This window comes from Asticcacaulis currens, from assembly GCF_028550395.1.
GTDB lineage: Bacteria > Pseudomonadota > Alphaproteobacteria > Caulobacterales > Caulobacteraceae > Asticcacaulis > Asticcacaulis currens.
Genome location: NZ_JAQQKW010000011.1, coordinates 97898 through 123330 on the forward strand (window position 1 = coordinate 97898; position 25433 = coordinate 123330).

Below are 25433 nucleotides of genomic sequence, written 5' to 3' on the forward strand. Positions count from 1 at the left end.
CGCGTTGCGGCGGGGTTTCCCCCGCCGCGCTTGCGCCTGCTACTGGCAGGACTTCTCGCCAGTGCCCATGCCGCAGGTCCAACCCTTGTACCAGTTGTCGCTGGCGTCCTTCACGGCACCGATATAGGTCGGGTTGGTGAAGAAACCGAGGTTGTTGTTGGCCGCGTCGTTGAGGATGGTCGGGTTGGTAACCGGGACGGCGTTTTCGGTCGCGCCGTTGATGATGTCATTGGTCAGGGTCGTCGTCGTACCGATCGAGTTGTTGGTGACGGTCGGCAGCAGAACCGAGGTGACCGAAGACACGCGGGTGATGTTACCCGTGTTCCACAGGGCTTCGGCCTGAGCGACGGTCGGCAGGGTCTGACCGGTGTTCGAAGCCCCCGACTGAACGCCAACCGAAGCGATGCCACCGCAGATGCCCATGACCGAGCGGAAGGCGACCTGCGCAATCACCGTGTTGTCGTCCTGCACCAGCAGGCAGTTCGACGACGGGCTGGTGGTGCGGATGATGGAGTTCATCAGCAGCAGACCCGTGCCGGTGTCGAGCTTCAGCGCCTGGGTGTTGAGGGTGTTCTTCATGATGATGGTGGCGTTCGACACCTTCGGATAGGTGAACGGGCGCAGGGTGCCGGTGTTGACCGCCGCCGAAGTCGGGCACATCGAGCGGATGCCGCCGTTGCCACCCTTGTTACAGGACATTTCGAAGGCGAAGGAGCCGTTCGAGCTGCGGGCCGCCTGCAGGGCGATCATCCACTGCACCGAACCCGACCAGGTGTTGTCGGTGTCGAACTGCTCATCGTCGTTGCCGACCAGCACGAGGTGCTTGGCATTGACCGAGCCGCCGAAGAATTCGACGCCGTCGTCCGACGAGTTATAGACCTGCACGTAATCGATCGTGGTGCCTGCACCGACGCCGGCCAGGGTGATGCCGTTCAGTTCCTTGCCCACATCGACCTGATAGCCGGTGTAGCGGACCTGCACGTACTTCAGGGTGCCGGAGTTGTCAGCGAGGCTGTTGCCGCCAAAGTTCAGGCCAGCCACTGCTTCGAAGGTTGCACCGCAGTTGTTGAAACCGTCGAGATTGGTCGGAACGGCGTCGGTGGCGCAGGAGTTCGAGGGCGCGCGGCCAAGAATGACCAGACCGCCCCACTCGCCGATCGAGTTCGCAGTCGAAGCGCCGGTGACGTTGTTCTTGGAGGTGAAGATGATGGGGTTGGTCGCCGTACCTTCGGCGAAGATTTGCGAACCGCGCTGAACCGCGATGTAGTCGAGACCCGCCGAACCGAAGACGGTGACGCCCGGCTCAACGGTCAGGACGCCGCGACGCGCACCGGCGATCGGGGCGTTCACGTTCGGACCCATGTCCTCACCGACGCTGACGCGGCCCGACACCGAGTAGATGACGCCGTCGAGCTTGGCGAGCGTCAGGTTGCCGGTGATGGTGGTCGGCAGCTGGCAGTTACGGGCCTGAGCGCCGCCGGCGAGCGTGATGACGCCGATATTGTCGGTGCCGGTCGGGCACGAAGCGGCCGCCACACCCGAGGTGCTGGAAGAAGACGACGAAGACGAGGACGAACCGCCGCCGATCAGGACGCCTTCGCCCGGCGAAGCAACGTTGTCGGCACCGAAGCAGCCCGCCAGAGCGACAGCCGCGGTAAAGCCCAGAAGACCCAGGCGGAATTTCGTGGAAGTGTTCATTTGCATCTCTCCAGACCAACGCAGCGGCGCGTTGGGGAGGCCCCCTTCTGAACACGCCCATGCCATTAGTCGGCCTTATAGGGAGGCTGTGTGACAGAACGCACAAACTTAGGTGACGGAATTGTGTAACTCCGAAAACCGCCGCCCCCACCCGGCGAAATCGCGCGCAATGCCCTCGTTTTGTGTCTTTGCGGACACATTCTCACCTGTCAGGCGTCTTACGGGCAGGCGAAGGGCAAAAAAAGGGGGTGGCCGCCGTGGGAAGGCAGACCACTCCATAGGGGCCGGGAAGGTTGAGGGAAGACCCGGTTACGTCTGCCAAACTGACACAATCACAGCCCAATGACAATATTGGTTATGACCTTTAATTGGCATTACCTGACGATTTAGGCCGAAAACACCGGGCAAAAGTTACAAAACATGCCCGTTTGCGATAAGGGTTGCGTCAGATGGCCAATGATAGTAATACCAATATACGATATTGGTATCAAAAAACTGTAAGGAACCGCCCGCATGTCCCTCGCTTCCGTCACCGCGCCGCTGGATGAAACCACGACTCTGATGTTCCGCGAGGCAGCCGAAGGGGGCGACGCCGTCGAACGCTTCCTGACGCGCAATGCCGGGACTTTGAGCCGCATCGCCGCGCGCCTGAAGGCCCAGCCGCCCAGGGCCGTCGTCACCTGTGCGCGCGGTTCGTCAGACCACGCCTGCACCTACGGTAAGTATGTCATCGAGACCCTGACGGGCGTGCCGGTCAGCTCCGCCGCCCTGTCGGTGGCCTCGGTCTATGCCGCCCCGGTCGTCGCCGACGAAACCCTGTGCATCGCCGTGTCGCAGTCGGGCCGCTCGCCCGACCTGCTGACCGCCGTTGAAGCCTATAAGGCGGCAGGGGCCTTCGTCGTGGCGCTGGTCAATGATGAAACCGCGCCCCTGGCCACCCTCGCCGACGAAGTCCTGCCCCTGTGCGCCGGACCGGAACTGTCGGTCGCCGCCACCAAGTCGTGCCTCGCGGCGCTGGCCGGGTTTGCCGCCCTGGCCGCCGAATGGTCCGGCGAAGCCGCCCTCAAGGCCGCCGTGGCCGCCCTGCCCGCCCAGATGCGTCAGGCCTTCGACCTCGACTGGTCCGCCGCCCTCCCCGCCCTGACCGCCGCCAGCAACCTCTTCGTCATCGGCCGCGGCTACGGTTTCGGCGTGGCGCAGGAAGCGGCCCTGAAGCTCAAGGAAACCTGCGCTCTGCACGCCGAGGCCTTCTCGGCCGCCGAGGTGCGGCACGGCCCGATGGCCATCGTCAATCAGGGCTTCCCTGTGCTGGCCTTCGCCACCTCCGACACGGCCGGCGACGGGGTGCGCGACGTGGCCGCGGAATTTGCCGGACGCGGGGCCGCCGTGTGGCTGGCCGACACCACGCCGGGCGCCTATACCCTGCCCGCCCTGGCCGCCGAGCCCATCCTTGAGCCCATCCTGCGCCTGCAGAGCTTCTATCGCCTCGCCAACCGCCTGTCGCTGGCGCGTGGCCTCAATCCCGACAGCCCGCCGCACCTCAACAAGGTAACGAAGACGGTTTAAGCCCCCTCCCCTACTGGACATTTTCCGACGGGCGGTCATAGCATTGTCTATGACCGCCCTTTCCTTTGTCCGCACCCTGCGTACCCGCCCGTGGCTGAGCCGCGCCATCGCCCTCGCCTTCGGGCTGGGCACGCTTCTGGGCACCCTCACCGACCTGCGCCTGTCGCAAAGCGTGCTGGTCGCGTGGAACAGCGCGGCCCTCTTCTACCTCATCGCCCTCGCCCGGCTGATGATGACCGCCAATACCGCCGATATGCGCCGTCGCGCCGAAACGCAGGATGTCGGCAAGTGGACCATTCTGGGCCTTACCGGGGCCGCCATCGCCGTCTGCGTCGTCGCCATCGCCAGCGAACTGATCGCCGCCCACGACGAAACCGGGCTCAGCAAAGGCCTCGACCTCGCGCTGGTCGGTGCCACCATCGTCACCACCTGGGTCTTTGTGCACACCACCTTCGCTCTGCACTACGCGCACGCCTACTACATCGCCATCCGCCGCGCCGAGCCCCCGCCCCTCAAATTCCCGGATGCAGACTGCGAACCGGACTATCTCGACTTCGCCTATTTCGCCTTCATCATCGGCACCGCCGCCCAGACCGCCGACGTCTCCGTCGCCTCCAAAGCCATGCGACGCCTCAATCTCGGCCACGCCGTCTTTGCCTTCTTCTACAACACCACCATCCTCGCCCTGTGCATCAATATCGCCGCCAGCCTGCTGGGGTGAGCTGGGTTTGGGGTTTGGGTTTTGGGCAAGGGGAAGGCTTCCGGGGTCAGTTGACCCCGGACCCCGGATGTCGGTGCGCGATTGCTGATGACTCAGTTTGACGTGGGGAAGGGCTTTGGCCACCAAAAACACAAAAAGCACGAACGCGAGCCTGTGGCACAGGCCTGCGCCTGACGTATCAAATGCTGTGTTTTGCCACGCAAGATTTATAGAAACCACAGATTACACAGATTTCACAGATTATCCGTGTCTGCGTAACGCATAGGCGCGCAGCGCCAATCTGTGCCATCTGTGTAATCTGTGGTTCAAAGACTTTCGGCGCGCAGCGCCCCTCACTCGCGCAGGCCGCACAAAGGTCAGGGCCCTGCGGGCCAGGCGTTTCAGCACAAAGAGGTTCGTGGCGTTGGTGTCGTTCGTGGTGACTCCTTCACCCGGTATCCAGCGGGAAGAGATCAGGCCACAACAGGTTGAGGTCCGCGCGGCTAAACTGCTTGAGCCCTTTCAGGATCGTCTCCCGCGTCTCGCCCCTGGCATAAAAGGCCCTGAGCCAGTCACCGTGGATGATTTCCACATCCTCATCATGGATCAGACCGAAATCGTGGTACGCCAGCAAGGCATCTTGCGGTCGGGGGATGGCCACTGTGTTCAGGACGCGCTCACGCAAGGCCGCCTCCTGCGGCGTCAGAGGCCGCGAAGGCGGCTTGGGCATCCGAGGTTCGCGTTTAGCCTCCACCGGCGGTACGGACGCGGGCTGAGGTTTAGCTTCGGGATGCGGCTGTGTCCGGGCGCGCGTCGCGGCCCTCATCCGTTCAATCTGCGCCTTGAGTTCACCGACGGGATCGCGGTCCAGCCAGTGGCCGGGTTCGTCGGGCGTATTTTGCAGCTTTTGATTGTCAACGGCGGCGATGGGCTGCCTATGGGCCTGCCGCTCGGACGCATCGCAGCGGGCATAGAGACGCTCGATCATCAGCGCCGTGCGGATACCCTTGGCGACTTCGTCCGGCGTTTCGGGTGCGTCCATCGCGGTCAGCGCCCTCAGCATCCGGTCCGCATAGGCACGCAAATGTGCGCGCCGCTGTTCCGGGGTCAAAGGGGCTGCCATGTCCGTCGTCTCGGTCATGCGCCCAAGGGTAACCGCGCTTTTTCCGGCGGGGATAGATTGGGGGCATTTACCAGTAGCGCAGAGGCGCGGGCCTTGCCGGCTTTTCACAGTATCGTGTCGTTGAAGTTAGGGAAGGCCCCCACCCAGCAAGCTAGGGAGGTATGATCGAGATTTCGCGCCCGTCATCTAGCTATCGGATAGCCTCCAGCTAACTGCATTGATATTTCAGAATATCTTTGACGTGACTCTCCTCTATACCCAGCAGATCGGCCATTTCAGCGACAGTGATGTCGGGACGCCCTCGGCGGATATCTTCGACGGTCCACAACAGTGAAGGAGCCATATAGTCCAAAAATCGACAGGGCCGACTAAGCGTCCTCCACGTGCGTAAAACACCTTCATAGGTTAGCCAACGCTGCGGCCAGTGGGCGACATTGCGTATCGCATCCGCTGTCTCAGGCGTTACGCGCACGACGAAAAAGTCATCATATATGCGCTCCTCCTGAGCGATCAGCCAGTCGGTGCGGCAGGTTTGACATCTTCCCAGCCATAGCCACCAAAGGTCCTCAGCAGGCTTTGTGCTTTCGTTCACTGAGGCGAAGAACCGGCCGTCACGCCCGTTTCCTCCCATTGGAATGACATCCTCATCCGCCACGGCCGGACATTCGCACGTGAGGGCCGGGCGCAGTTGCGCCTCAAGCTGTTCGCGCATGTCTTCGACCTGATTGCGATCGGCATAGTTCATTTCCAGCAGCTTGAAATGAACTATGCCCCTAAGGCTGTGCTGAGCGCGGCTTCATGAGCATAGACCCAAGCCTCAAAAGCCGAGACGGAGGTGTCGCGACGGATAAAGCGCCACAGGGCACTATTGATCTCTTTGTCCAAACGCCCCTCCTCGTTCCGGGTGCAGGGGCTGTGCCCCTGCCCGCCGGAAGCTCTTTATCAGATACCCAAAAGATAGCCAAAGGCTATCCTGTATTTATTCAACAGCTTATTGAGATGAAACCTCATTCAGCCACTGTGAGGTGTCATCCCAACCAAAAACAGATAGCTACCAACTATCTGTTATGTATCCGATAGCCATGCGAAAGCTATGCACGGGCTATCGGCTGGATTTCGGTTAGCTATTAACTTTCCGTTAGCTATTGGGAAGCTAGGCTATGGCTAACCGAAAGCTAACAGGCAGCAGTCCGTCGTCTAGCTGAGGGCTTTCGGTGAGATAGCCGCTGTCTATCGGGCGACTTTCGCACAGCTTTCCGTTAGCTGTCGGAGGCCTTCCGTCTGGACCCTGCGTCAGAATCGGCGCACCAACAGAATTAACACTTCATTAACCTTTGCGCAAAAGGTGCGCGCTAGCCGGTGGCTATCCGATAGCTGCCATCCGCGCGTCAAAGCCAGCACGAGGAACCTGACATGCCGGTCATCTCCTTCATTTCGCCCAAGGGCGGCGTGGGCAAGACCACGGCGGCGACGCTGATGGCCACGCAACTGGCGCGTAAGACGCAGGTCATTATTATAGACGCCGACCCCAATCGTCCGATCCTCGCCTGGTCGCAGTTAAACGGCTGTCCGGCCAATATCCGCATCGTGTCCGACGCCAATCAGGAAAACATCCTCGACAAGATCGAGGAGGCGGCCGCCGAGGCGCCGTTTGTCGTGGTGGATTGCGAAGGCACGGCGTCGCTGACGGTGGCCTATGCCATCGGGGCGTCCGATCTGGTGGTGGTGCCGACGCAAGGCTCGCAGCTTGATGCCAAGCAGGCGGCCAAGGCGCTCAGCCTGATCAAAAATACCGAGCGTCAGTCGCGCCGCCCGATTCCGCACGCGGTGCTGCTGACGCGCACCAATCCGATCATCAAGCCGCGCACCCTGTCGGCCATTCACGAGCAGTTACGCGCCCACGGCATCCGTTTGTTCGACACGCAGTTGCACGAGCGCGAGGCCTTCAAGGCCATGTTCTCGTTCGGCGGGGCGCTGGAAACGCTGGACCCGTCGCAGGTCGCCAATATCGACAAGGCCGTGGCCAATGCCCGTGCTTTTGTCGCCGAAGCCATTGAATTGCTGAAAAATCCGGACGCGGTTCCGGCTCAGGAGGTCGCTTAATCCATGTCCGAACGCGCTTCGATCTTTGACGACGATCTTGACCTGTCGGCCTTTGACGCCCGGCCAAAGCCCAAACCGGACAAGGAGTCTCTGCGCGCCGTCGCCGAGGCGAGGGGCTTCCCCAGCCGTGAGGCCGTGGCCGTACCGGCGGCGCCTGAGCCGGTTCTGCAACGCCGTTACCGCACCGGGCGTAACCGTCAGCTCAATCTGAAGGTCACGGACGAGGCGCTGCGCCGCTTCTATGCTGTGGCGGACGCGCAGGGTCTGGTGCTGGGGCAGGTGTTCGAGCAGGCCGTCGAGGCGCTGGAAGACAAACTGAAAGCCGAGGGCAGGATCTGATCATGGCCCGCCGCGCCGCCGAATCGCAGTTCGACCTGTTTATCCCGCTCGTCAGCGACATGTCGCTGAAGGACCAGCGCGAGCTGATGGAACGGCCGTTTTTCAGCCTCGCCAAGCGCAAGCGGCTGAAACCGATCGAATATACCAGCCCCGATGGCGACACCTGGGTGAAGGTCTCCGGCAATGCCGAATTCGGCATCGCCACCATCTGGGACGCCGATATCATGATCTGGGCGGCCTCGGTGCTCAATCGCCTGAAAGAGCAGGGAGTCAATGACTTGCCGCGGACTCTTAAGACGACGTCTTATGATCTGCTGCGTGCCATAAAACGCGATACGGGCGGCAAATCCTATCAGGAACTGAACGCCGCGCTGCAAAGGCTGGAATCGACGACCATCCAGACCTCACTGCGTGCGCCCAAACGCAAGGACAAGGCGCAATTCGGCTGGATCGACGCCTTTCAGTTGGAGGTGGACCCGGAAACCGAGGCGCCGCGCGGCATTTCGATCACCTTGTCCGACTGGGTTTATCAGGGGATCGTCACCGAACGCTCGCTGCTGACCATGCATCAGGACTACTTTCTGCTGACCGGCGGCATGGAGCGCGCCCTTTACCGCGTGGCGCGCAAGCACGCCGGCGATCAGGAGGGCGGCTGGACCTGCCGTATAGCGATTTTGCACGAGAAAACGGGCTCAGACAGCCCGCTGAAGCAGTTTACCTACCTCCTGAAGCGCATCGTGGCCAAGAACGCCCTGCCGGAATACGAGATGACGCTGACCAAGACCAATGACGGCTCACCCGCCGTGCATTTCATCAAGCGCGACATGGAGGAGCGGGTGAGGGTGCGCGACGCGCTGAAAACCCTAGAACGGCAGACCGCCGAAGACCAGCGGGCGCTGGAAATCGACGGCCTTATGCACAAACGGTTCTAGAAAACGGTGTCGGGGGATCGGTGACTTTTTGAGGCCGATTCGTCGGGGGAACAGTGACCACCCTATCGGGGGATGCGTGACCGGATTGACGGGGGAAGAGTGACCGATTCGCTCAAGGCGAGTCGGGGGAACGGTGACCGGCGGGCGTTTTTCTGCGGTTTTGCCCTCCAAAGCTGCTTTTCGGGGGAATGGTGACCGGATTTGCCGCGGAAACAGGGTTAAAAAGCTGCGGGCAAGCTGTGGAAAATACTCTGTTTTTCCCGGACCGCTTATCGGGGGAAGAGTGACCGCCTGCACGGGGGAACGAAGACCCGTTGCGCGGGGGATCAGTGACAAAGTGACGGGGTATCAAAGATTAACAAAAGGTACCCTTGTTGATTTTAAAGGGGAATTCCGGCTGTTTTTTCCCTTAACCTATTTAACTAGATTCACTAACAGACTCTCTTAACAGCGAGAGGGGCGCGGTATTAAGGTCCGTGCGCGGTCCGCCTTGTGCGACCTTTGAAGGGTCGCTCAGGCGGACATCTACGGGGAAAGGCAGTTAACAGACGACCGACAGAGTCACGGAACAGCACAGTCACCGGGATTTACGGTTCACGGCGTCCAGTTCTTTGACCTCAGCGCGTGGGTTTATAGTGACCGCCTGCAACACCGCCGAGATATACCCGTCAGGCTCTGATTTCAGCCGTAAGGCCACGGTTTTGATGCTGAAAAACGACCCCACAAGACACGGAGTCGCTTGGAGTCCAAGGGATTGCGGCGAAAACCGGCCGTCACTGATCCCCCGATAGCCCGTGCTCCCCTTAAAACACGGGCCGGAAATGACGTGACGGCCTGCGATTCGGTCGCTATGGAAACGATCAGTATATTCAACCCCTTGCGGAGACGCGACATGGCGGTCAGCATCCATTCCGGTTTCGATGGCGGCAATATCGAGGTGGTGCAGGCGCACGGGGGCGGACGTTTCGATCTGGCTATCCGTCCGGATCATCAGTCGCACTATTACCAATGGTTCTATTTCCGCGTGGACGGGGCCTCAGGCGTCGATCTGGAACTGCGCCTGACCAATGCCGGAGGATCGGCTTATACGGGCGGCTGGGAGGGCTACAAAGCCCGTATCAGCGGCGATGGGGCCCACTGGACGCAGGCCGACACCACCTATGCCGACGGCGTGCTGACCATCCGTCACCGGCCCACCTCTGAAACCCTGTGGGTGGCCTATTTCGCGCCCTATGACAGTGACCGTCACCGGGCGCTGGTCGAGCGGGTGATGACCTTGCCGGGCATGAGACACCGGGTTCTGGGCCAAACGCTCGATGGCCACGATCTCGACCTGTTCAGCGTAGGGGAGGGGCCGCGTATCGTGTGGCTCTATGCGCGTCAGCATCCGGGCGAGACCATGGCCGAATGGTGGATGGAGGGGGCCATTCCCTGGCTGTGCAGCGACGCGCCGGAGGCCGTGGCCCTGCGCGCGGCGGCGACCTTTTACATCGTGCTCAACTGTAACCCGGACGGCAGCGCGCGCGGGCACCTGCGCACCAATGCCGCCGGCACCGATCTGAACCGGCAGTGGGCCGCGCCCTCGGCGGAAAAGAGCCCGGAAGTGCTGGCCATCCGCAACGCCATGGACGATACCGGCGTCGATTTTGCCATCGACGTGCACGGCGACGAAGCCATCCCGCACGTCTTTATGGCCGGATTTGAGGGCATTCCGTCGTGGACGCCGCAGCGTGACGCCCTCTATCGCCGCTATCTGAGCGCCCTGTCGGCGCGCACGCCCGATTTCCAGACCACCTATGGCTATGCGGTCGATGCGCCGGGGCAGGCCAATCTGACCGTTTCGACCAATGCCGTGGCCGAACGCTTCGGGGCCATCGCCATGACGCTGGAAATGCCGTTCAAGGACCATGACGACGCACCGGACGCCGTTGAGGGCTGGTCACCGGCCCGCTCTCAGGCGCTGGGGGTGGCGTGCCTGAAGGCGCTGTCGGACGTGATCACGGAGATTCCGCTGCGCGCCCGCGGCTGAAAACATCTGCGTGAGGCAAAGGTTTGCGCGATTAGAGCGCATTTCGTTCAAATTGAATCGAAATCGCGCTCTAAATTTTTGGTTTAACGCGCTTTTTTTTATCCAAAAAGTGCGGCGCACTTTTCGGGAAGCGCTTATCGGGGGATCGGTGACCACATCTCCTGACTCGACTCCGCCCGATTCGCCAAGCAAGGTAGGACGGGAACACACACGGAGCGGATCATGTTGAACGATATTCTCGGCGCCCTCGGCAGCAAGCTCGATCTGGGGAATCTCGACCTCGCCGGTCTGGCGCAGCAACTGGGTGGGCAGGGCCTGATCGGCGACGTGCTGGGTCAGTTGCAGCAGGGCGGTCTGGCTGAGGTGGTGCAGTCGTGGGTGTCGAATGGCGCCAACCTGCCGATATCGCTGGAGCAGTTGCAATCGGCGCTGGGGCCGGACACCGTCAATCAACTGGCCGGGTCACTGGGCATTGATCCGGCGCAACTGGGCGACGTCCTGCCCGGTGTGGTCGATCAGTTGTCGCAGGGCGGGCAATTGCCGCAGGCCATAGCCGAGGCGGCCCCGAACCTGCTGGGACAGGACGGACTTGGTAAGTTGCTGGGCGGTCTGTTCCGCTAGATCATTATGATAAACATAATGATCCAGCTTTTTTAGTCCCTCGCCGGGTGCGGTCTCCACCACCTTGGCCGCCGCCTCAATGGCGGCTTGAGCGGACTGATTATAGAAATCATTCCGCTATAATTCTTACTCCATCCCCTTAAGGGCGCGGGCCGAGCGCAGACCGTTGCGGCGCAAGGCCTGCACGGCGCGGCGCAGATCGGCCAGGGCTTGGGCCCGCGTGCGGCCGGACGCTTCATAGGCGGCAACGGTTTCGGCGATCAGTTCGGCTTCGGGCGGCCAGTTGTCGTTGGCAGCGGTCAGGGCAGGGGTCATGGCGCACAGAGTACAGCAGGGGAGGGGACTGTCTATAGCGGAAGGGGGTTAAAAATTACCCCGGCAGAAGGCCATTTTCACGCGCCGTTTCACGGTCGAGGATCATCTGAATGGCCGGACGACCCAAAACCCGGTCCACCGCGCGCCCATCTTCACCATAAAGGCTGTCCGCCACGCGAAATATGCCTTTAAGGCACTCAATCGCCGGCTGCGCCACCGCCTGACCGGCCACCAGCACCCACGCTCCATCATACAGTCGGCTCATCGCACCCTCCGTCAGTTCCTTTTTTGTTCTCATATTTGGGCGCGAATGTCAAGTCGATAAGCGGGGCTTGCAAAAGCTATCCGCTAGCTATCTGTTATATTGGTTATAACCAATGCCGCTCCACCCTATAACTTTTGGGCTTGATTTCGCGGAAAATCCACCGTCACATAGGTGTCAAACAGGGAGCCCCCCATGACCTTTGCCCATTCCGTCAGCCTGAGCACACTGGCCCTTGCCCTGTCCCTGACCGCCGGTTGCGCCAGCTTACTGCCCCCCCCTGTGGCCCCGCCCGTCCTGCCGACGGTCGCCCCGCCCCTGCCATCGCTGGATCAGGCCACACTGGACCGTCTGGGGGATCGGCTCGGCTATCGCTGGGAGATCGCCGATAACCGTCAGACCTGTGACAAGGCGGCCTGTTTCCTGTCGGTCCTGACCCTCACCCTGCCCGAAGGCAGCGACCTGCCCGGCGGCTGGACCCTCTATGTCTCCTATGTGGCGGGGCTTGTGCGTTATGAGAGCGAGATCTTCGACCTGAAACAGGTCAATGGCGACCTCTATGCCCTGACGCCCAAGCCGGGGGTGACGCTGAAAGGTGGTGCCTCGCATACGGTTCGCATCTGGGGGCAGGGGCATTTTTACGCGCGCGGTCTGGTCATGCCCAATGCCTATGTGGCGGCATCGGGCCTGACGGCGCGCACCGTGGCGGCGACGAAGGTGGTGATCGACCCCGAAAGCGGGCTGGAAACCCTGCCCTTTGTCGCCCCCATGACCGATGAGGCGAAGCTGGGCACCCAGAGCCCCACTGACAGGACGCAGTGGCTGACGCCGCAACGCGCCTATGAACGCAATGCGTCGCGCAACGTGGCCCTGACCCGTCCGGCCGTGGTGATCCTGCCCACCCCGGCCAGGGTGACCCTGCAAAAGGGCGCGCCGCTCGATCTCAGCAAGGGGTTTGACCTGCGCCTTAAAGGTCTGAGCCGCGACGCCCTCATCCCCGCCTTAGAGGCCCTGAAACGGGCCGGGGCCGGGGAGGGGCGGGGACCGGTGCTCAGCGTCACCATCGACCCGAAACTGCGCCCCGAAGCCTATCGCCTGACGGTGGGCAAAAGCGTTAGCATCCGCGCCGGATCGACGACGGGGGCCAACCACGCCCTGCGCTCTCTGACCCAGCAAACGGCCTTTGATGGTGCTCAGGTGCGGCGTATGACCATCGAAGACGCGCCGCGCCTGCCCTTCCGGGGCCTGCATATCGACGTGGCGCGCAACTTCCACTCCAAAGCCTTTGTGCTCGAGACGCTGGAGCAGATGGCGGCCTATAAGCTCAACCGCCTGCACCTGCATCTGGGCGACGACGAAGCGTGGCGGCTGGAAATCGACGGCCTGCCGGAACTCACGCAGGTGGGCGCCTATCGCTGCCACGACCCGGCCGAAGAGACCTGCCTGCTGCCGCAACTGGGGGCCGGGCCGGAGCGCGACACGCCGGTCAATGGCTACTTTTCGAAGGCCGACTATATCGACATCCTCAAGGCGGCGCAGGCGCGCGGCATCGAGGTCATACCGTCCTTCGACATGCCGGGCCACAGCCGTGCGGCGATCAAATCCATGGAGGTCCGCTATCGCCGTCTGATGGCCGCCGGTGATGCGGCGGGGGCGGCGCAATATCGGCTGGTCGAACCGGAAGACACCACGGCCTATCGCTCGATCCAGCACTATAACGACAATACGCTCAATGTCTGCCTGCCCGCCACCTACGCCTTTATCGACAAGGTGATCGACGAGACGATGAAGCTGCATCAGGCCGCCGGTGTGCCGCTGAAGCGCTACCATATCGGGGCGGATGAGACGGCGGGGGCGTGGACACAGTCACCCGCCTGTCAGGCCTTTATGGCGCAGAACGGCCTGAAAGCGTCTCAGCTCACCCCCTATTTCATCGAGCGCGTCTCGGCCTATCTGGCCGAAAAGGGCATCGAGACGGCGGGCTGGAGCGACGGCATGGGCCACACGGACGCCGCGCGGATGCCAAAGATCGTGCAGTCTAACATCTGGAGTTCCACCCTCGGCACGGCAGCTACCGAAGCGCACGATCAGGCCAATCGCGGCTGGGAAGTCGTGCTGTCGGTGCCCGACATCACCTATTTTGACATGCCGCCCGCACCGGACCCGGACGAAATCGCCTATGACTGGGCGTCACGCGATACGGACATCTACAAGATTTTCAGCTTCCAGCCGGAAAACCTGCCGGCCAATGCCTCCTTGCTGACCGATATCCGCGGGCAGGGGACGACGGTAGCCGATAAAACGCCCTATGCGCCCGGGCGCGGCCTGACCGGTCTTCAGGGGCAGTTGTGGTCCGAGGTGGTGCGCACGGACGACGCGGCCGAATACCGTCTCTTCCCGCGCCTTTTGCCGCTGGCGGAACGGGCCTGGCACCGGGCAGGCTGGGAAGCGCCGTACAAGGCGGGGGAAAGCTACACCTATGGCGACGGCAAGGTCGATCCCAAGGCGGTGCTGGGTGAGTGGCAAGGTTTCCGCGACCGGCTGGGCGTGCATCTGCGGCTTCTGGATCAGGCGGATATCGCCTATCGTCTGGCACCACCCGGTGCAAAGATCGAAGGCGGCCAGCTATTCGCCAATGCCGAAATCGCCGCTACGCCCATCGAATACCGCCTCGCAGGCGGCGAATGGACACCCTATACGGGGCCGGTGGCGGTGAGCGGCCCGGTGGAGTTGCGCGTTACCTCTCCCGATGGCCGCCGCAAGAGCCGTATGGTAAGGGTAGAGTGATCTTAAACCTCCTGGCCTTCGGCGGGAGGGCATAAAAACAAAGGAAACGCCATGCTGAAATCCCTGATTCTGTCGGCGGTGACGCTGACCGCCCTCTCGGTGGCCGTTGAGACGCGGGCGGCCGATGCGACCTCACCCGTTCCGGCGGGCTATGCGCTCGACTGGGCCGAGGAGTTCAACACGCCCGGCCTGCCCGATGCCAAGACCTGGGTCTATGACACGCAGGCCAACCGCACCGGCTGGTACAATAACGAAAAGCAGTATTACGCCGCCGGGCGGCTGGAAAATTCCGAGGTGAAGGGCGGCACGCTGCGCATCACCGCGCGCAAGGAGCGCCTGAGCGACCGCGCCGATTACGGCGGGCAGGACTACAGCTCGGCACGCCTGATCACGCGCGGCAAGGTCAGCTTCCTCTATGGCTTCTATGAAATCCGCGCCAAGGTGCCCTGCGGTCAGGGCTCATGGCCGGCCATCTGGATGCTTGGCACCGAGGGGCCGTGGCCGGACGGGGGCGAAATCGACATTATGGAGCACGTGGGCAAGACGCCCACCAAGATATTCGGCACGGTCCATAACCGCCAAACCATCGACACGGTGGGCGGGTCCGGCAACGGCAATACGCTGAACGTTCCGGATGCCTGCACGGCCTTTCATAAGTATCAGCTTCTGTGGACGCCGGAAAAGCTCGACTTCTTCGTCGATGGGCAGCCCTACCACAGCTACGCCAAAACCGATCAGCCGGGTGCCTGGCCTTTCGACAAGCCACAGTTCCTGCTGCTCAATCTGGCCATTGGCGGCAATATGGCCGGTGAGGTGGATGACGGCATCTTCCCGCGCACCTTTGAGGTCGATTACGTAAGGGTGTGGAAAAAGCGCTGAAACCTCTGCTTGCGGTGGCGAGGTGCGGTGCCTATAAACACCCCATGCGCTCTGGCCTCTTCAAAGTGATGGTGATTGTGGCGGGACTGCTGGCCATGCTGTCGGGTCTGCACGCGCCCGAACGCGCGGGGTCTTGGGCGCATCACGAAGACACCCATCTGCACCTGCACGTCCGGTCGTCGGAAGCGCCCTGCTGCGCCGACAAGGGGGCCGCATCTCTGAAGGTCTGCGGTCAGCACTGCGCCGCCATCGCCACCGCCAGCTTCCTGTTTATGCATTTGCCGAGCGTGAAGGCGCTGGATTTCCAGCCGCGTCACCGCCACAGCGTCGGCCTGAGCTACCGCCCGCTGGCCCCGCCGCCGCGCTGAAACCCTGAAAAATGAACCGACGCGCCGCGCTTCGACGCGCCACGCCCTTGCTTGCTCATTTTTACGGGTTTTCCCATGTTTTACCCATACGGGGCCTTGCCCCTTCTGGCGCGGGATGATTTTAGATCGAAACGTCATCCCGCTCTAAATTTTTGTTTGGTCGCGCAATTTTTCCGAAAAGTGGTGCCCACTTTATCGGATTGCGCTCTGGCGGCTGCAGCCTTGCCTCTGCTTGCCAGCGTAACGTCCGCACAGGCCCAAACCCTCCCCCCTCAGCCGGAAGACGCCATCGAAGAGGTGGTGATTCAGGCCACCCGCGCCGGTCGCCGGCTTCAGGACGAGCCGATCCGCGTTGACGTCATCGGCCGCGAAGAGATCGACGAAAAGAGCCTGATGACCCCCGGCAATATCTCGACCCTCGTCAATGAGACGCCGGGCATCCGCGTGCAGGTGACCGCGCCGTCGCTGGGGGCGGCAAATATCCGCATTCAGGGCATGGCCGGGCGCTACACCCTGCTGCTCACCGACGGCTTGCCACTCTATGGCGGGCAGTCGCTCGGTCTGTTGCAGATTCCACCGACCGATCTGGGCCAGGTGGAAGTGATCAAGGGCTCGGTCTCGGCGCTTTATGGGGCCTCGGCGCTGGGCGGGGTGATCAATCTCGTCTCGCGCCGCCCCAGCCCTGAGCCGGAAAGCGAAGTCCTGCTCAACCTGACCCACCGTGGCGGGCAGGACGTCACGGCCTATAGCTCCGCCCCGGCGACGCAGAGCCTCAGCTATTCGCTTACCGGCGGCTATCACCGTCAGGCGCGCAAGGATCTCGATGGCGATGGCTGGATCGACATGGCGGGTTTTGAGCGCTGGACGCTGCGCCCGCGCCTGTTCTGGTACGGGGACAACGGGGCGAAGGCGCTGCTGACGCTGGGGGCGATGCGCGAACAGCGCGAGGGCGGCACGCTCAGCGGGCGCACGGTCCCGGACGGCACGGCCTTTCCCGAAACGCAGGCCTCGCGCCGCGTCGATGCCGGGGTTACGGCGCAGTTTCCGCTTCAGGGGCTGGGTACGCTCAGCCTGCGCGCCTCGTCCATGACCCAGCGGCACGAGCACCGCTTCGGTGAGGTCATTGACCGCGACTCGCACCTGACCGGCTTTGCCGAGGCGGCGCTGAAGGGCGAGACGGGGCCGACCGCCTGGGTGGGCGGGGTGGCCTTTCAGTCCGACCACTACCATTCCAAGGGGTTCAGCGGCTTCAACTATCACTTCAGCGTCCCTGGCCTGTTCGGGCAGGTGGAGCAGACGATGGGGGAGCGCCTGACGCTGGCGGCCAGTGCCCGCCTGGATGACCACAGCCGCTACGGCAGGCAGTTCAGTCCGCGCCTGTCTCTGCTCTATCGTCCGGGTCCCTGGACGGTGCGGGCCTCAGTGGGGCGCGGGTTTCATGCGCCCACGCCCTTTGTCGAGGCCATCGAGGCCACGGGCTTTGGCCGGCTGGAGCCGCTGGGTGACCTGCGGCCCGAGGTGGCGCGCACGGCCTCGCTCGACCTGACCTATGCCAGAGGACCGATCGAGGCCAATATGACCCTGTTCGGTGCGGACATAGACGATGCGGTGCAGCTCCGCCAAACCGGCCCGGCCTCGGTCAGGCTGGTCAATGCGGCGGGCGTGACGCGCACGCGCGGTTCGGAATGGCGTTTGCGTTACCGTCATGAGGCGCTGACCCTGACCGGTTCCTACGTCTATGTCGATGCCACCGAGCCCGATCCGTCGGGCAGCGGCCGCCGCGCTCAGCCGACGACGCCGAAACACACCGGCGGCTTCGTCGCCATGTGGGAGGAACACGACATCGGGCGCATCGGCTTTGAGGCCTATTATACCGGGCGTCAGACTCTGGACGACAACCCGTACCGGAGCGTGAGCAAACCCTATTGGGAGCTGGGCCTGCTGGGCGAACGCGTGGTGGGTAAGGTGCGCCTGTTCCTCAATGCCGAGAACCTGCTCAATGTGCGCCAGACGCGGCACGATCCGCTGGTCCGGCGACAAAGGGCCGCCGACGGACGCTGGACGGTCGAGGCCTGGGCCCCGACCGACGGCTTTGTGCTCAATGGCGGGGTGCGGATGCGCTTCTGATGCGGTTGCCGGGCGTGGTCAGCGCGTCTGACCACGCCCGGTCGCTGTCCAGTAGAGACCTCCCATAAGGTGCGTCAGATAGGTCGGGTCGCGGTACATTTCGACCGTATGGCCCAGCGTCGTGACAAAGACCCGGCCCTTTTGCGGGCGGTGGTACCAGGCGATCGGATGATCCCTGCCCATCGGCTCGGAGACCTGACCGGGCCAGATCTTGCGCGGGTCATAGCTGGTTTCATCGACGTTCAGCACGGGGTGGATCGGCACCTGATACGGGTTGGTCGTGGTGTAGAATTCGTCGCTCCAGATCCAGCGCTCCGGCAGGCCGAAGGTGGCGGGAAAGCCCTTGTCCACGACCGTCACCACGCCGGTTTGCAGCATGGGGTGCACCCCGACCGTGCGCCCGACCAGCCTTTCGTACCACGCCCAGCTTCCCACCGGCAGGGCGATGGCGGCGCGGTGCACGATCACCGCATTGCCGTCGCCGGCCATATAGGCCTCAAAGCCTGCGCGCTGGGCGGGGTTGAGGTCTTCGACCGGCGTATTGAGCAGCACAATGGCGGCATAGGCGCTGAGGTCCTGCTCCAGCACCGAGGCCGCGTGCGTCCAGTTCAGGTCGAAGGCATGGAGCTTCGACAGGCGCTCAAAGCTGTCGCGCGCCACGGGGATATATTCGTAATGGTACTTGCTGGGCATGGCCAGAACCAGCACCCGGTACTGACTGTCGGCGCGGCTGAGGGCGGGCGTCAGCAGGGACGCGGTGGCGGCGAGCAGAAAGGTCCGGCGTTGCATGAGGCCTCCTGTGGCGACAACGTTGTCGGATCAATCTAAAACAGGTCGCTCCAAAGAGGAAACCCGTTTTCGCGGCCACGCTGCGCAACGCAGACCTCTCAGTTGTGCGGGACCGCCTCAGGTATCGCTTGACTTTGCGGCAGGGCCAGCACCTCGGCGCAGGGGAGGAAGGCGCCCGGCTGGAAGATGCCGCTCAGATAGGTTTTCAGCGCCGGGTCCATACGCGGCTTGGCCTTGAGAGGGCCGCCGAACAGGGGCTGATCGGTGGGTATGGTAACGTTGAGATAGAGATCGAAACGGTCGCGGTCGGGGAAGGCGGCGAAATCGACAAAGCAGCGTCCGCTGGCCGCCTGACGCACGCGGTTGACAAACGCGCCTGCGGTTTCCGGCACCGCATCGGGGGCCAGATCGGGCGAGATCAGTCGCGTCGTTCCGCCGTAATAAAACTGTCGGATATGATCGACGTTCCACAGGTCGGCGGGCGTGGCGGGCAGGGCGAAGCTGACCACCGTATCGACGGGGGGGCCCTGGCGCTGAAAAGCCGACAGGGTGGCGGGGGCAAAGCGGTAATGGCCGTCACGGAGCTGCGCCAGCCCCTGCGGGATCGAGTCTTCGTCGGCATTAAGGGGGCTGAACAGGGCCAGCCCCAGCACGGCCAGCACCGGCCACGACTGGGGGCGACGCAGGTGAACGAAACGCGCGATCAGGCCGGCGACGACAAATACCACACCGAAGCCCAGCGTGCGCTCGTCATAGGAGTCGTAATAGGTCGAGGCGCGCAAAACGAAACCCAGCAGCAGGAAGCCTGCGCCGGCCAGCAGCAAAAACACCGCGGCTCTTGCGGGCGCATCGGGCGGAGCGGTCCGCTCAAAGCGGATCTGCCGCCACGACAGGCCAATGGCCAGCAGCAACGGTATGACCAGCGTCCAGCCCAGTTCCGCCACCGCCCCCAGAAACATGCGCACCAGGAGCGTCGGGCTTTCCGGCGCGGGCAGGCGCGGCATCCCGGTCGGGTAGCCGGTCAGGGCGGTATTGACGTGCTGATAGGCCAGATAGACGAGGCCTGCCACCGCAAAGGCGGGCAGGACCCGTATCGCCAGACGGCGGCCATAGACCGCCCCGGCCACCAGAAACAGGATAAAGGCGAACGGGCCGAAGAAATAGCGCGCGAAGCAGCCGACGATCAGGCCAACCACCAGCAGCGCCATCCATTTGCGCGAGGTCGGATCTTCCGTCAGCCGCGTCAGCGCCAGAAACGTCGCGCAGACGCACAGCAGCAGCAGGTTCTCCGACCAGGTGTACATGAAGAGGTGCAGGGTAATCGGGTTCAGCACCACAAAGGCCGCCGCCAGACGGTGGCGCAGGGCGGCGGCCACGCAGGTCAGGCTCAGCCCCATCAGCAGCAGATTGGTGATCTTGGACGACACCATCATCACCGGCAGGTCAGAGGTCGGGGCCGTCAGGGCCAGCAGGGCCGGATAACCGCACGGATAGGCCGACAGATAGTGGCCATAGAGGGCACAGCCGTGCCCTTCACGCAGGCCCTGCGCGATCAGAATATAGTACCAGGAATCCGGCGACAGATAGCCAAAGACGATGGCAAAGCCCGTCGCCAGACCCAGTCCCAGCGCCAGAGCGGTGTAATAGCCGGTGCGTTCGGTCAGGGCGTTCATCATGTACGGCACACGGACAGCGTATCACCCGGTTCGAAATCGCGCGAACAGGCGTTAGAGCGATGTGCGGAAACGGAGTTCGGCGAAGCCAAAAGTGTGAGCGGTTTTCCGCAAAAAACATCGCGACAAAACAAAAATTTAGAGCGAAATGGCGATTCCTCTTAAAGTCATTTCGCTCTAGTCGGAATAGTGGGTGGTCTTGGTGCAGACGCGGCGGGAGGGACGATAGCCGCCCCAGATGGGGTCGCCCATTGCGCTGTCATAACGGGCGCCTTCATAACGCACGCTGTCGCAGTCTTCGTCGCGGTCGCGGTCCTTGCTGCGATCACTGAAGTCAAGCGAGATGGACAGGGATTTCGACGTACCGCCGCGCGCATAGCCATAGCCACGACCATAGCCATAAGGGGCGTATCCGTAGGCGTCGTCGTAAGCTGACGCCCCATAGCGACCATAGCCCGGCCCGTAGCCATAGCCGTAAGGATCGGCATAGAGATAGTTGTTCTTTCCGTGATCGGTCTGGCTGTAGGCCAGGCCCAGCGTGCCGGTTTCACCTACCGGGATCAGGGTCGCCACATAGGCGCTCTTATAGCCGCCGGTGCCGATGGACACACCCGCTTCGCCGTGAATCTGACGCTTTTGCGGCCCTGAGTCCACATCGTCGCGGCCCCACGAGGTCGGCTGACGGCGCTCAGGGGGGCGCGTCCCGTCCAGAGTCGACAGCACCTGCGCCTGTGTCGCCTTGGCCGTGTCTTCGGCGGTCACCGGCGTGACGCTGCCCGCAGGGGCCGGGGTGTCAAGGGCCACCTTGGGGTGGTTGGTGGCCACGATCTCATCATCCGCCGCGCACACCGCCACAGGCGTGACGATCAGCGTAGCAAGGATCAGACCGGAAAGGGCGAGGCGTTTCAGGGGCATGAGGGGGACTGTGAGACGGCTATGCAGCCAAATTAAGGCCGGTCTGTTTCGGGTTGATATTTACGCTTTACGGGGCGCGGCGGCGGACCCGCGACGGACGATGAAATAGTCGAGTTGTTGCGCCGCCGGGACGTCGCGCCCGTTGATGCGCTCCAGAAGCAGGCGCGTCGCCTCTTCGGCCAGCCCCTTCATCGGCTGATGCACGGTCGAAAGCGGCGGCCACACGCTGCTGGTACCCGGCGCATCGTCGAAGCCGACGATGGAGACGTCTTCAGGCACCGACAGTTTCAGCTTGGCCGCCGCGGCCATGGCCCCGAAGGCGATATAGTCGGCGGCGGCGAACAGGGCGGTCGGGCGGTCGGCCTGCGACAGCAGGGCTTCGGCCTCGTCAAAGCCGTTATTGACGCGCACATCGCCGCGCACCACCCAGTCGGGCCGCGCCGCCAGCCCGGCCTCGGACAGGGCGCGCAGATAGCCGGCCTTGCGGTCGGCATTGGAGCCGCGCCCGCGCAGGTTTTCGATAAAGGCGATACGTGTGTGGCCCAGTTCGATCAGCCAGCGCGTCAGCTCATAGCCCGCCGCCACATCGTCCATAAACACATAGGGGCTGCGCTCGAAATGCTGGACCGGGGAGATGCGCACCACAGGCACGCCCAGCTCATCGAACAGGTCGATCATGGCTGCGTCATCGCACACCGGCGGGGCCAGCAGCACGCCGTCAAAGCGCGAGGTGGCCAGTTGCGCCTTCATCTGGGCACGCGGCAAGTGGCGCAGTTCCGCCACCCCTTCGATAATCAGATGGTAGCCGGCCCGGTGACAGGCATCGAGCGCCCCAATCTGAAGCTCGTGCTGGTAATAGTGGGTGACCGGACGCTCAAAAATCAGCCCGATCATATAGCTGCGCGACCCCGACAGGGCGCGGGCGGCGGGATTGGGCTTGAACCCCGTCTCGGCGATCAGCTTTTCGATCTCGGCGCGCTTGTCCGGCCGCACGCCCGACTGCTTGTTCAGCACCCGCGACACGGTTTTGATGGAGACGCCCGACAGGCGGGCCAGATCGACGATGGTGATACGGGACACGGGCACGCGCGCAAAAAATATGATAAAACAGGCTTAACCGCGATGCGTGTCTCTGTCCATAGCGGTGCGCAGGTGTGACCTTTATGTCGCGTCACATGACAACGTTGACGTATCGGCGCTTGCAGAGCGGTCAACAGTGCCCTAGTCTGACGAAAACCGCAAAAAAGCGGCACCACAGGGGAACGAAATGGCCGCAACAGACCGTCTATCCTTGCGCGAAAAGATCGCTTATGGCGCAGGCGACCTGGGCTTCAACTTCTACTGGACGACCATTTCGGCCTTCGGGTTGATCTTCTTCACCGACGTCTTCGGCCTCGACCCGTTGGCGGCGGGGACCATGCTGCTGATCAGCCGCGTCCTCGATGCCTTTGCCGACCCCATCATGGGGGCCGTGGCCGACCGCACGCGCAGCCGCTGGGGCCGCTTTCGTCCGTGGATTTTCGGGGCCGCCGCGCCCATGGCGGTGCTGGGGGTGCTGTGCTTCTTCACCCCGCCCTTCGATCATGACGGCAAGCTGGTCTATGCCTATCTGACCTATAATCTGCTGATGATCGTCTATTCGATCGCCAACATCCCCTACAGCGCCCTGTCCGGCGTGATGAGCGCCGACGGGCAGGACCGCACCACGCTCAATTCCTTCCGCTTTGTCGGCGGCTTTCTGGGCGGCACCATCGTCACCTACGCCACGCCGCTTCTGGTCAAAAGTTTTGGCGGGGCCAATCCGGCGCAAGGCTGGCCGATCGTTATGGCCATCTACGGCGTGGCGGTCGTGGCCATCATGGCGCTGGTCGTCCTCAATACGCGCGAACGCATCAGCCCGCCGCCGCAGCAGGTCTCCAGTCCCTGGCGCGATATCCGCGACCTGTTCGGCAACAAGCCGTGGCTGGTGCTGTTTGCGCTGGCTCTGGTCATCATGGTGACCATTACCCTGCGCATGGCCACCTCGGCCTACTATATGCGCTATGTGGTGGGGCGTGAGGACCTGATCGGGCCGTTCCTGACCTCTTACGGCGTGGCGCTGGCTGCCGGTGCGCTCCTGACGCCCATGATGACGAAAGGGATCGACAAGCCGCGGCTGATGATGATCCTGATGGGCGTCGTCGCCGTCCTGTCGGCCAGCTTCTTCGTCATCCCGCCGGATCAGATCGGGCTGATGTTCGGGGTGCAAATACTGATCGGCCTGTGTCTGGGGCCGAAATCGCCGCTGGCCTACGCCATGTATGCCGACGCAGCCGACTATACGGAATACCGCTTCGGACGGCGCGCCACGGCCATGACCTATGCGGCGGCGACCTTTTCGCAGAAGCTGGGCGGGGCGCTGGCCTCCTACCTGATCGGCGCGGGCCTGAAGGCCGTCGATTACGTCGCCAATGGTCCGCAGACCGTCGAAACCAAGGGCATTATCACCGTTCTGATGTCGCTGGCGCCGGCGGTCGCGGCCCTGATCTCGGTCGCTGTGCTGCTGATGTATAAGCTCGACAAGGCCAGCATGAGCGCCGTTTCGACCGAACTGGCGCGGCGACGGGCGGCCTTGGAAGAGTGATTAACGAATCTGGTGGCGAAGATCGTACACACCGCGCCGCGCGGCGAGTACCGCCCCCATCAGGTCGAGGCTGATGCCCGAAAGGTCGGGCTGAAAGCCGTCAATATCGGCCAGTCGGGCGGCGACGAAGTCCACCACCTGCCTCAGGTCGCTGGCGCGCGCCAACTCCTCCACCGGATCAAAGATCAGGTTGATGACCTGACGCCGCAACTCCGGGCGGAAGTCGGTCGAGCCCGCGTACAGACGGACCATGTAGTCGATAATGCGGCTGAGGCCCGCCATCTCGTTCAGCAAGGGCGGACTGAACAGAAAGCGCCGGAACTCGACCGGCTCCGAGCGCGACAGGGCGGCCGCCACGACGAACAACGCCGCCGTCCAGACGCGGTCACGGCTGCGCCGCAGCAGGGGCATGTGGCCGTTCATCAGGCGATCAAACGCGGGCGTGTCGAATTTCGACAGCGTAATGCCGTTGAGGATCAGGGGTGCCAGTTGCGCCCAGGCTTCACGACGCCGACCCGTCACCTTCTGCGGCTCCCACGGCTCCACCAGCAACGCATCGACCAGATCGGCGATGTCGGACAGGGCGTCGGTGGTGGGGACAACAGCGGGCGAATAGGTCATGAGGAGAGCTTTCAAAAAACCGTTTCAGACAACAGGCGGATCAGTCGTTGGCGGCGATCAGTCGCCACTGCGCCGACTTGCCGGCGGCAAACAGGCGCTGCATGGCCTGACGTACGCCGCGAATAGCCTCGCTGCGCTCGCTATGATGCGCCACGGGTTCACGGTCTTTGAGCACCTGCCAGAGCTGACCGTCAAAGCGCACTTCAAACCGGGCAGGCACATGGGCATTGACCAGCCCGGCCTCACCCACGGTCGGCCACAGGGAATCCCAGGTGTCGGCGGGGGAACGGAAAGGGGTCATGTGCAGGCTCCTTAGATCAAATAAAAAAGCCCGGCGGGGTCGCCGGGCTTCGCAGAGTCAAGCGGCCTGAAGATTGACCGCTGCCGCCTTGCCGCGGTCGCTCTGGACCTCGTAGGCGATCTTCTGGCCTTCGACCAGCATCCGCCAGCCAGCGCGTTCGATGGCCGAAATGTGCACGAACACATCATTGCCACCGTCTTCCGGCTGAATAAAACCAAAACCCTTGTTCGGGTTGAACCACTTTACAATACCGACAGCCATGTTGGCCTCCGTTCGCATATAGACGTGCGCCGTCTGCCCCGAAAACCGGGGCGTTCGAAAAAAGAAATGCTTGGGAGAGGCCAATACAGGCAATCAGACAAAGCGGTCTGTGTTTCGAGATTTTACTATAGCACAGCTTGAAATAAGTTTCGCCCCAAAAGCGACAGGGGCCTATTTTATTTTCGTTTAGTCTATCATTTCAGCGACAAGGCGGCGCAATTCTTCCGGCGTAAACAGGGGCGGCGTGGGAATAGGGCGCTCAGAGCGCATTGCGGTACGTGTGCAACGGTTTTCGGGATCAAAGGCGCGGTGAAGAGGGGCCGCAATGCGACCGTGACGGCCGTTCGGAGCCGTTGGGGTAAGAGATGTGTACATGATGTTCCTGTCCGCTGAGGGGCGGA

At 62.8% G+C, this 25433-nt stretch carries 24 protein-coding genes; 12 read left to right on the plus strand and 12 right to left on the minus strand.

Annotated elements, in window-relative coordinates; all coding sequences use genetic code 11:
* Positions 1-39: 39 nt before the first annotated feature.
* Positions 40-1698: a beta-helix domain-containing protein gene (locus PQU94_RS15850; RefSeq protein WP_272742411.1), complete on the minus strand. Its 1659-nt coding sequence runs from the start codon at positions 1696-1698 to the stop codon at positions 40-42.
* A gap of 513 nt (positions 1699-2211) precedes the next feature.
* Between PQU94_RS15850 and PQU94_RS15855 the strand changes: the two genes are divergently transcribed.
* Together PQU94_RS15855 and PQU94_RS15860 are read left to right on the plus strand one after the other, a co-directional pair.
* Positions 2212-3264 (plus strand): SIS domain-containing protein, encoded by a 1053-nt coding sequence (locus PQU94_RS15855; RefSeq protein WP_272742412.1) that lies wholly within the window; start codon positions 2212-2214, stop codon positions 3262-3264.
* 49 nt (positions 3265-3313) lie between these two features.
* Complete coding sequence (locus tag PQU94_RS15860; protein WP_272742413.1) at positions 3314-3985, plus strand: DUF1345 domain-containing protein; 672 nt, start codon at positions 3314-3316, stop codon at positions 3983-3985.
* A gap of 427 nt (positions 3986-4412) precedes the next feature.
* Here PQU94_RS15860 and PQU94_RS15865 read toward each other — a convergent pair whose 3' ends face one another.
* Positions 4413-5087, minus strand: coding sequence for a hypothetical protein (locus PQU94_RS15865; RefSeq protein WP_272742414.1), 675 nt, complete (start codon positions 5085-5087; stop codon positions 4413-4415).
* 208 nt (positions 5088-5295) lie between these two features.
* Positions 5296-5832, minus strand: a complete 537-nt coding sequence (locus PQU94_RS15870; protein WP_272742415.1) for a hypothetical protein — start codon at positions 5830-5832, stop codon at positions 5296-5298.
* 668 nt (positions 5833-6500) lie between these two features.
* Here PQU94_RS15870 and PQU94_RS15875 point away from each other — a divergent pair.
* From PQU94_RS15875 to PQU94_RS15895, 5 genes are all read left to right on the plus strand, one after another.
* Positions 6501-7190 carry an AAA family ATPase gene (locus tag PQU94_RS15875; protein ID WP_126423191.1) on the plus strand — a complete coding sequence of 230 codons (690 nt, stop codon included), beginning with the start codon at positions 6501-6503 and terminating at the stop codon, positions 7188-7190.
* Positions 7191-7193: 3 nt separating this feature from the next.
* Positions 7194-7529 (plus strand): stability/partitioning determinant, encoded by a 336-nt coding sequence (locus tag PQU94_RS15880; RefSeq protein WP_272742416.1) that lies wholly within the window; start codon positions 7194-7196, stop codon positions 7527-7529.
* Positions 7530-7531: 2 nt separating this feature from the next.
* Entirely contained in the window at positions 7532-8461 is a 930-nt protein-coding gene (locus tag PQU94_RS15885; protein WP_126423195.1) for a replication initiator protein A, read from the plus strand.
* A gap of 892 nt (positions 8462-9353) precedes the next feature.
* Positions 9354-10490, plus strand: a complete 1137-nt coding sequence (locus PQU94_RS15890) for a M14 family metallopeptidase (RefSeq protein ID WP_272742417.1) — start codon at positions 9354-9356, stop codon at positions 10488-10490.
* A gap of 222 nt (positions 10491-10712) precedes the next feature.
* The gene (locus tag PQU94_RS15895; RefSeq protein WP_272742418.1) at positions 10713-11111 is read left to right on the plus strand and encodes a YidB family protein; all 399 of its coding nucleotides are present in this window, start codon (positions 10713-10715) and stop codon (positions 11109-11111) included.
* Positions 11112-11237: 126 nt separating this feature from the next.
* Here the strand turns inward: PQU94_RS15895 and PQU94_RS15900 are convergent, their stop codons facing one another.
* Together PQU94_RS15900 and PQU94_RS15905 are read right to left on the minus strand one after the other, a co-directional pair.
* Positions 11238-11426 (minus strand): hypothetical protein, encoded by a 189-nt coding sequence (locus PQU94_RS15900; protein WP_272742419.1) that lies wholly within the window; start codon positions 11424-11426, stop codon positions 11238-11240.
* A 55-nt stretch (positions 11427-11481) separates the two neighbouring features.
* Positions 11482-11691: a hypothetical protein gene (locus PQU94_RS15905; RefSeq protein WP_272742420.1), complete on the minus strand. Its 210-nt coding sequence runs from the start codon at positions 11689-11691 to the stop codon at positions 11482-11484.
* Positions 11692-11883: 192 nt separating this feature from the next.
* Between PQU94_RS15905 and PQU94_RS15910 the strand changes: the two genes are divergently transcribed.
* From PQU94_RS15910 to PQU94_RS15925, 4 genes are all read left to right on the plus strand, one after another.
* Positions 11884-14475 (plus strand): beta-N-acetylhexosaminidase, encoded by a 2592-nt coding sequence (locus PQU94_RS15910; protein WP_272742421.1) that lies wholly within the window; start codon positions 11884-11886, stop codon positions 14473-14475.
* A gap of 51 nt (positions 14476-14526) precedes the next feature.
* A complete protein-coding gene (locus PQU94_RS15915) occupies positions 14527-15354 on the plus strand; it encodes a glycoside hydrolase family 16 protein (RefSeq protein WP_272742422.1) in 828 nt (275 codons plus the stop codon).
* Positions 15355-15398: 44 nt separating this feature from the next.
* A complete protein-coding gene (locus tag PQU94_RS15920) occupies positions 15399-15722 on the plus strand; it encodes a hypothetical protein (RefSeq protein ID WP_272742423.1) in 324 nt (107 codons plus the stop codon).
* Between the two features lie 222 nt (positions 15723-15944).
* Positions 15945-17849, plus strand: coding sequence for a TonB-dependent receptor plug domain-containing protein (locus tag PQU94_RS15925; protein WP_272742424.1), 1905 nt, complete (start codon positions 15945-15947; stop codon positions 17847-17849).
* Between the two features lie 18 nt (positions 17850-17867).
* On the opposite strand, the gene PQU94_RS15930 is transcribed toward PQU94_RS15925, so the two are convergent.
* The 4 genes from PQU94_RS15930 to PQU94_RS15945 form a co-directional block, all read right to left on the minus strand.
* The gene (locus tag PQU94_RS15930; protein WP_272742425.1) at positions 17868-18638 is read right to left on the minus strand and encodes a ThuA domain-containing protein; all 771 of its coding nucleotides are present in this window, start codon (positions 18636-18638) and stop codon (positions 17868-17870) included.
* Between the two features lie 98 nt (positions 18639-18736).
* Entirely contained in the window at positions 18737-20314 is a 1578-nt protein-coding gene (locus PQU94_RS15935) for a hypothetical protein (RefSeq protein WP_272742426.1), read from the minus strand.
* 174 nt (positions 20315-20488) lie between these two features.
* Positions 20489-21226, minus strand: coding sequence for a hypothetical protein (locus tag PQU94_RS15940; protein WP_272742427.1), 738 nt, complete (start codon positions 21224-21226; stop codon positions 20489-20491).
* 60 nt (positions 21227-21286) lie between these two features.
* Positions 21287-22306, minus strand: a complete 1020-nt coding sequence (locus PQU94_RS15945; RefSeq protein ID WP_272742428.1) for a LacI family DNA-binding transcriptional regulator — start codon at positions 22304-22306, stop codon at positions 21287-21289.
* Positions 22307-22493: 187 nt separating this feature from the next.
* Here PQU94_RS15945 and PQU94_RS15950 point away from each other — a divergent pair, with 187 nt between their 5' ends.
* Positions 22494-23849: an MFS transporter gene (locus PQU94_RS15950; RefSeq protein WP_272742429.1), complete on the plus strand. Its 1356-nt coding sequence runs from the start codon at positions 22494-22496 to the stop codon at positions 23847-23849.
* Here the strand turns inward: PQU94_RS15950 and PQU94_RS15955 are convergent, their stop codons facing one another.
* From PQU94_RS15955 to PQU94_RS15965, 3 genes are read right to left on the minus strand one after another with little or no spacing between them, the layout of a single operon-like run.
* Complete coding sequence (locus PQU94_RS15955) at positions 23850-24470, minus strand: hypothetical protein (protein WP_272742430.1); 621 nt, start codon at positions 24468-24470, stop codon at positions 23850-23852. It abuts the gene before it with no gap.
* A gap of 40 nt (positions 24471-24510) precedes the next feature.
* Entirely contained in the window at positions 24511-24771 is a 261-nt protein-coding gene (locus tag PQU94_RS15960) for a hypothetical protein (protein WP_126423214.1), read from the minus strand.
* Between the two features lie 57 nt (positions 24772-24828).
* Positions 24829-25032: a cold-shock protein gene (locus tag PQU94_RS15965; RefSeq protein ID WP_272742431.1), complete on the minus strand. Its 204-nt coding sequence runs from the start codon at positions 25030-25032 to the stop codon at positions 24829-24831.
* Between the last annotated feature and the right edge of the window lie 401 nt (positions 25033-25433).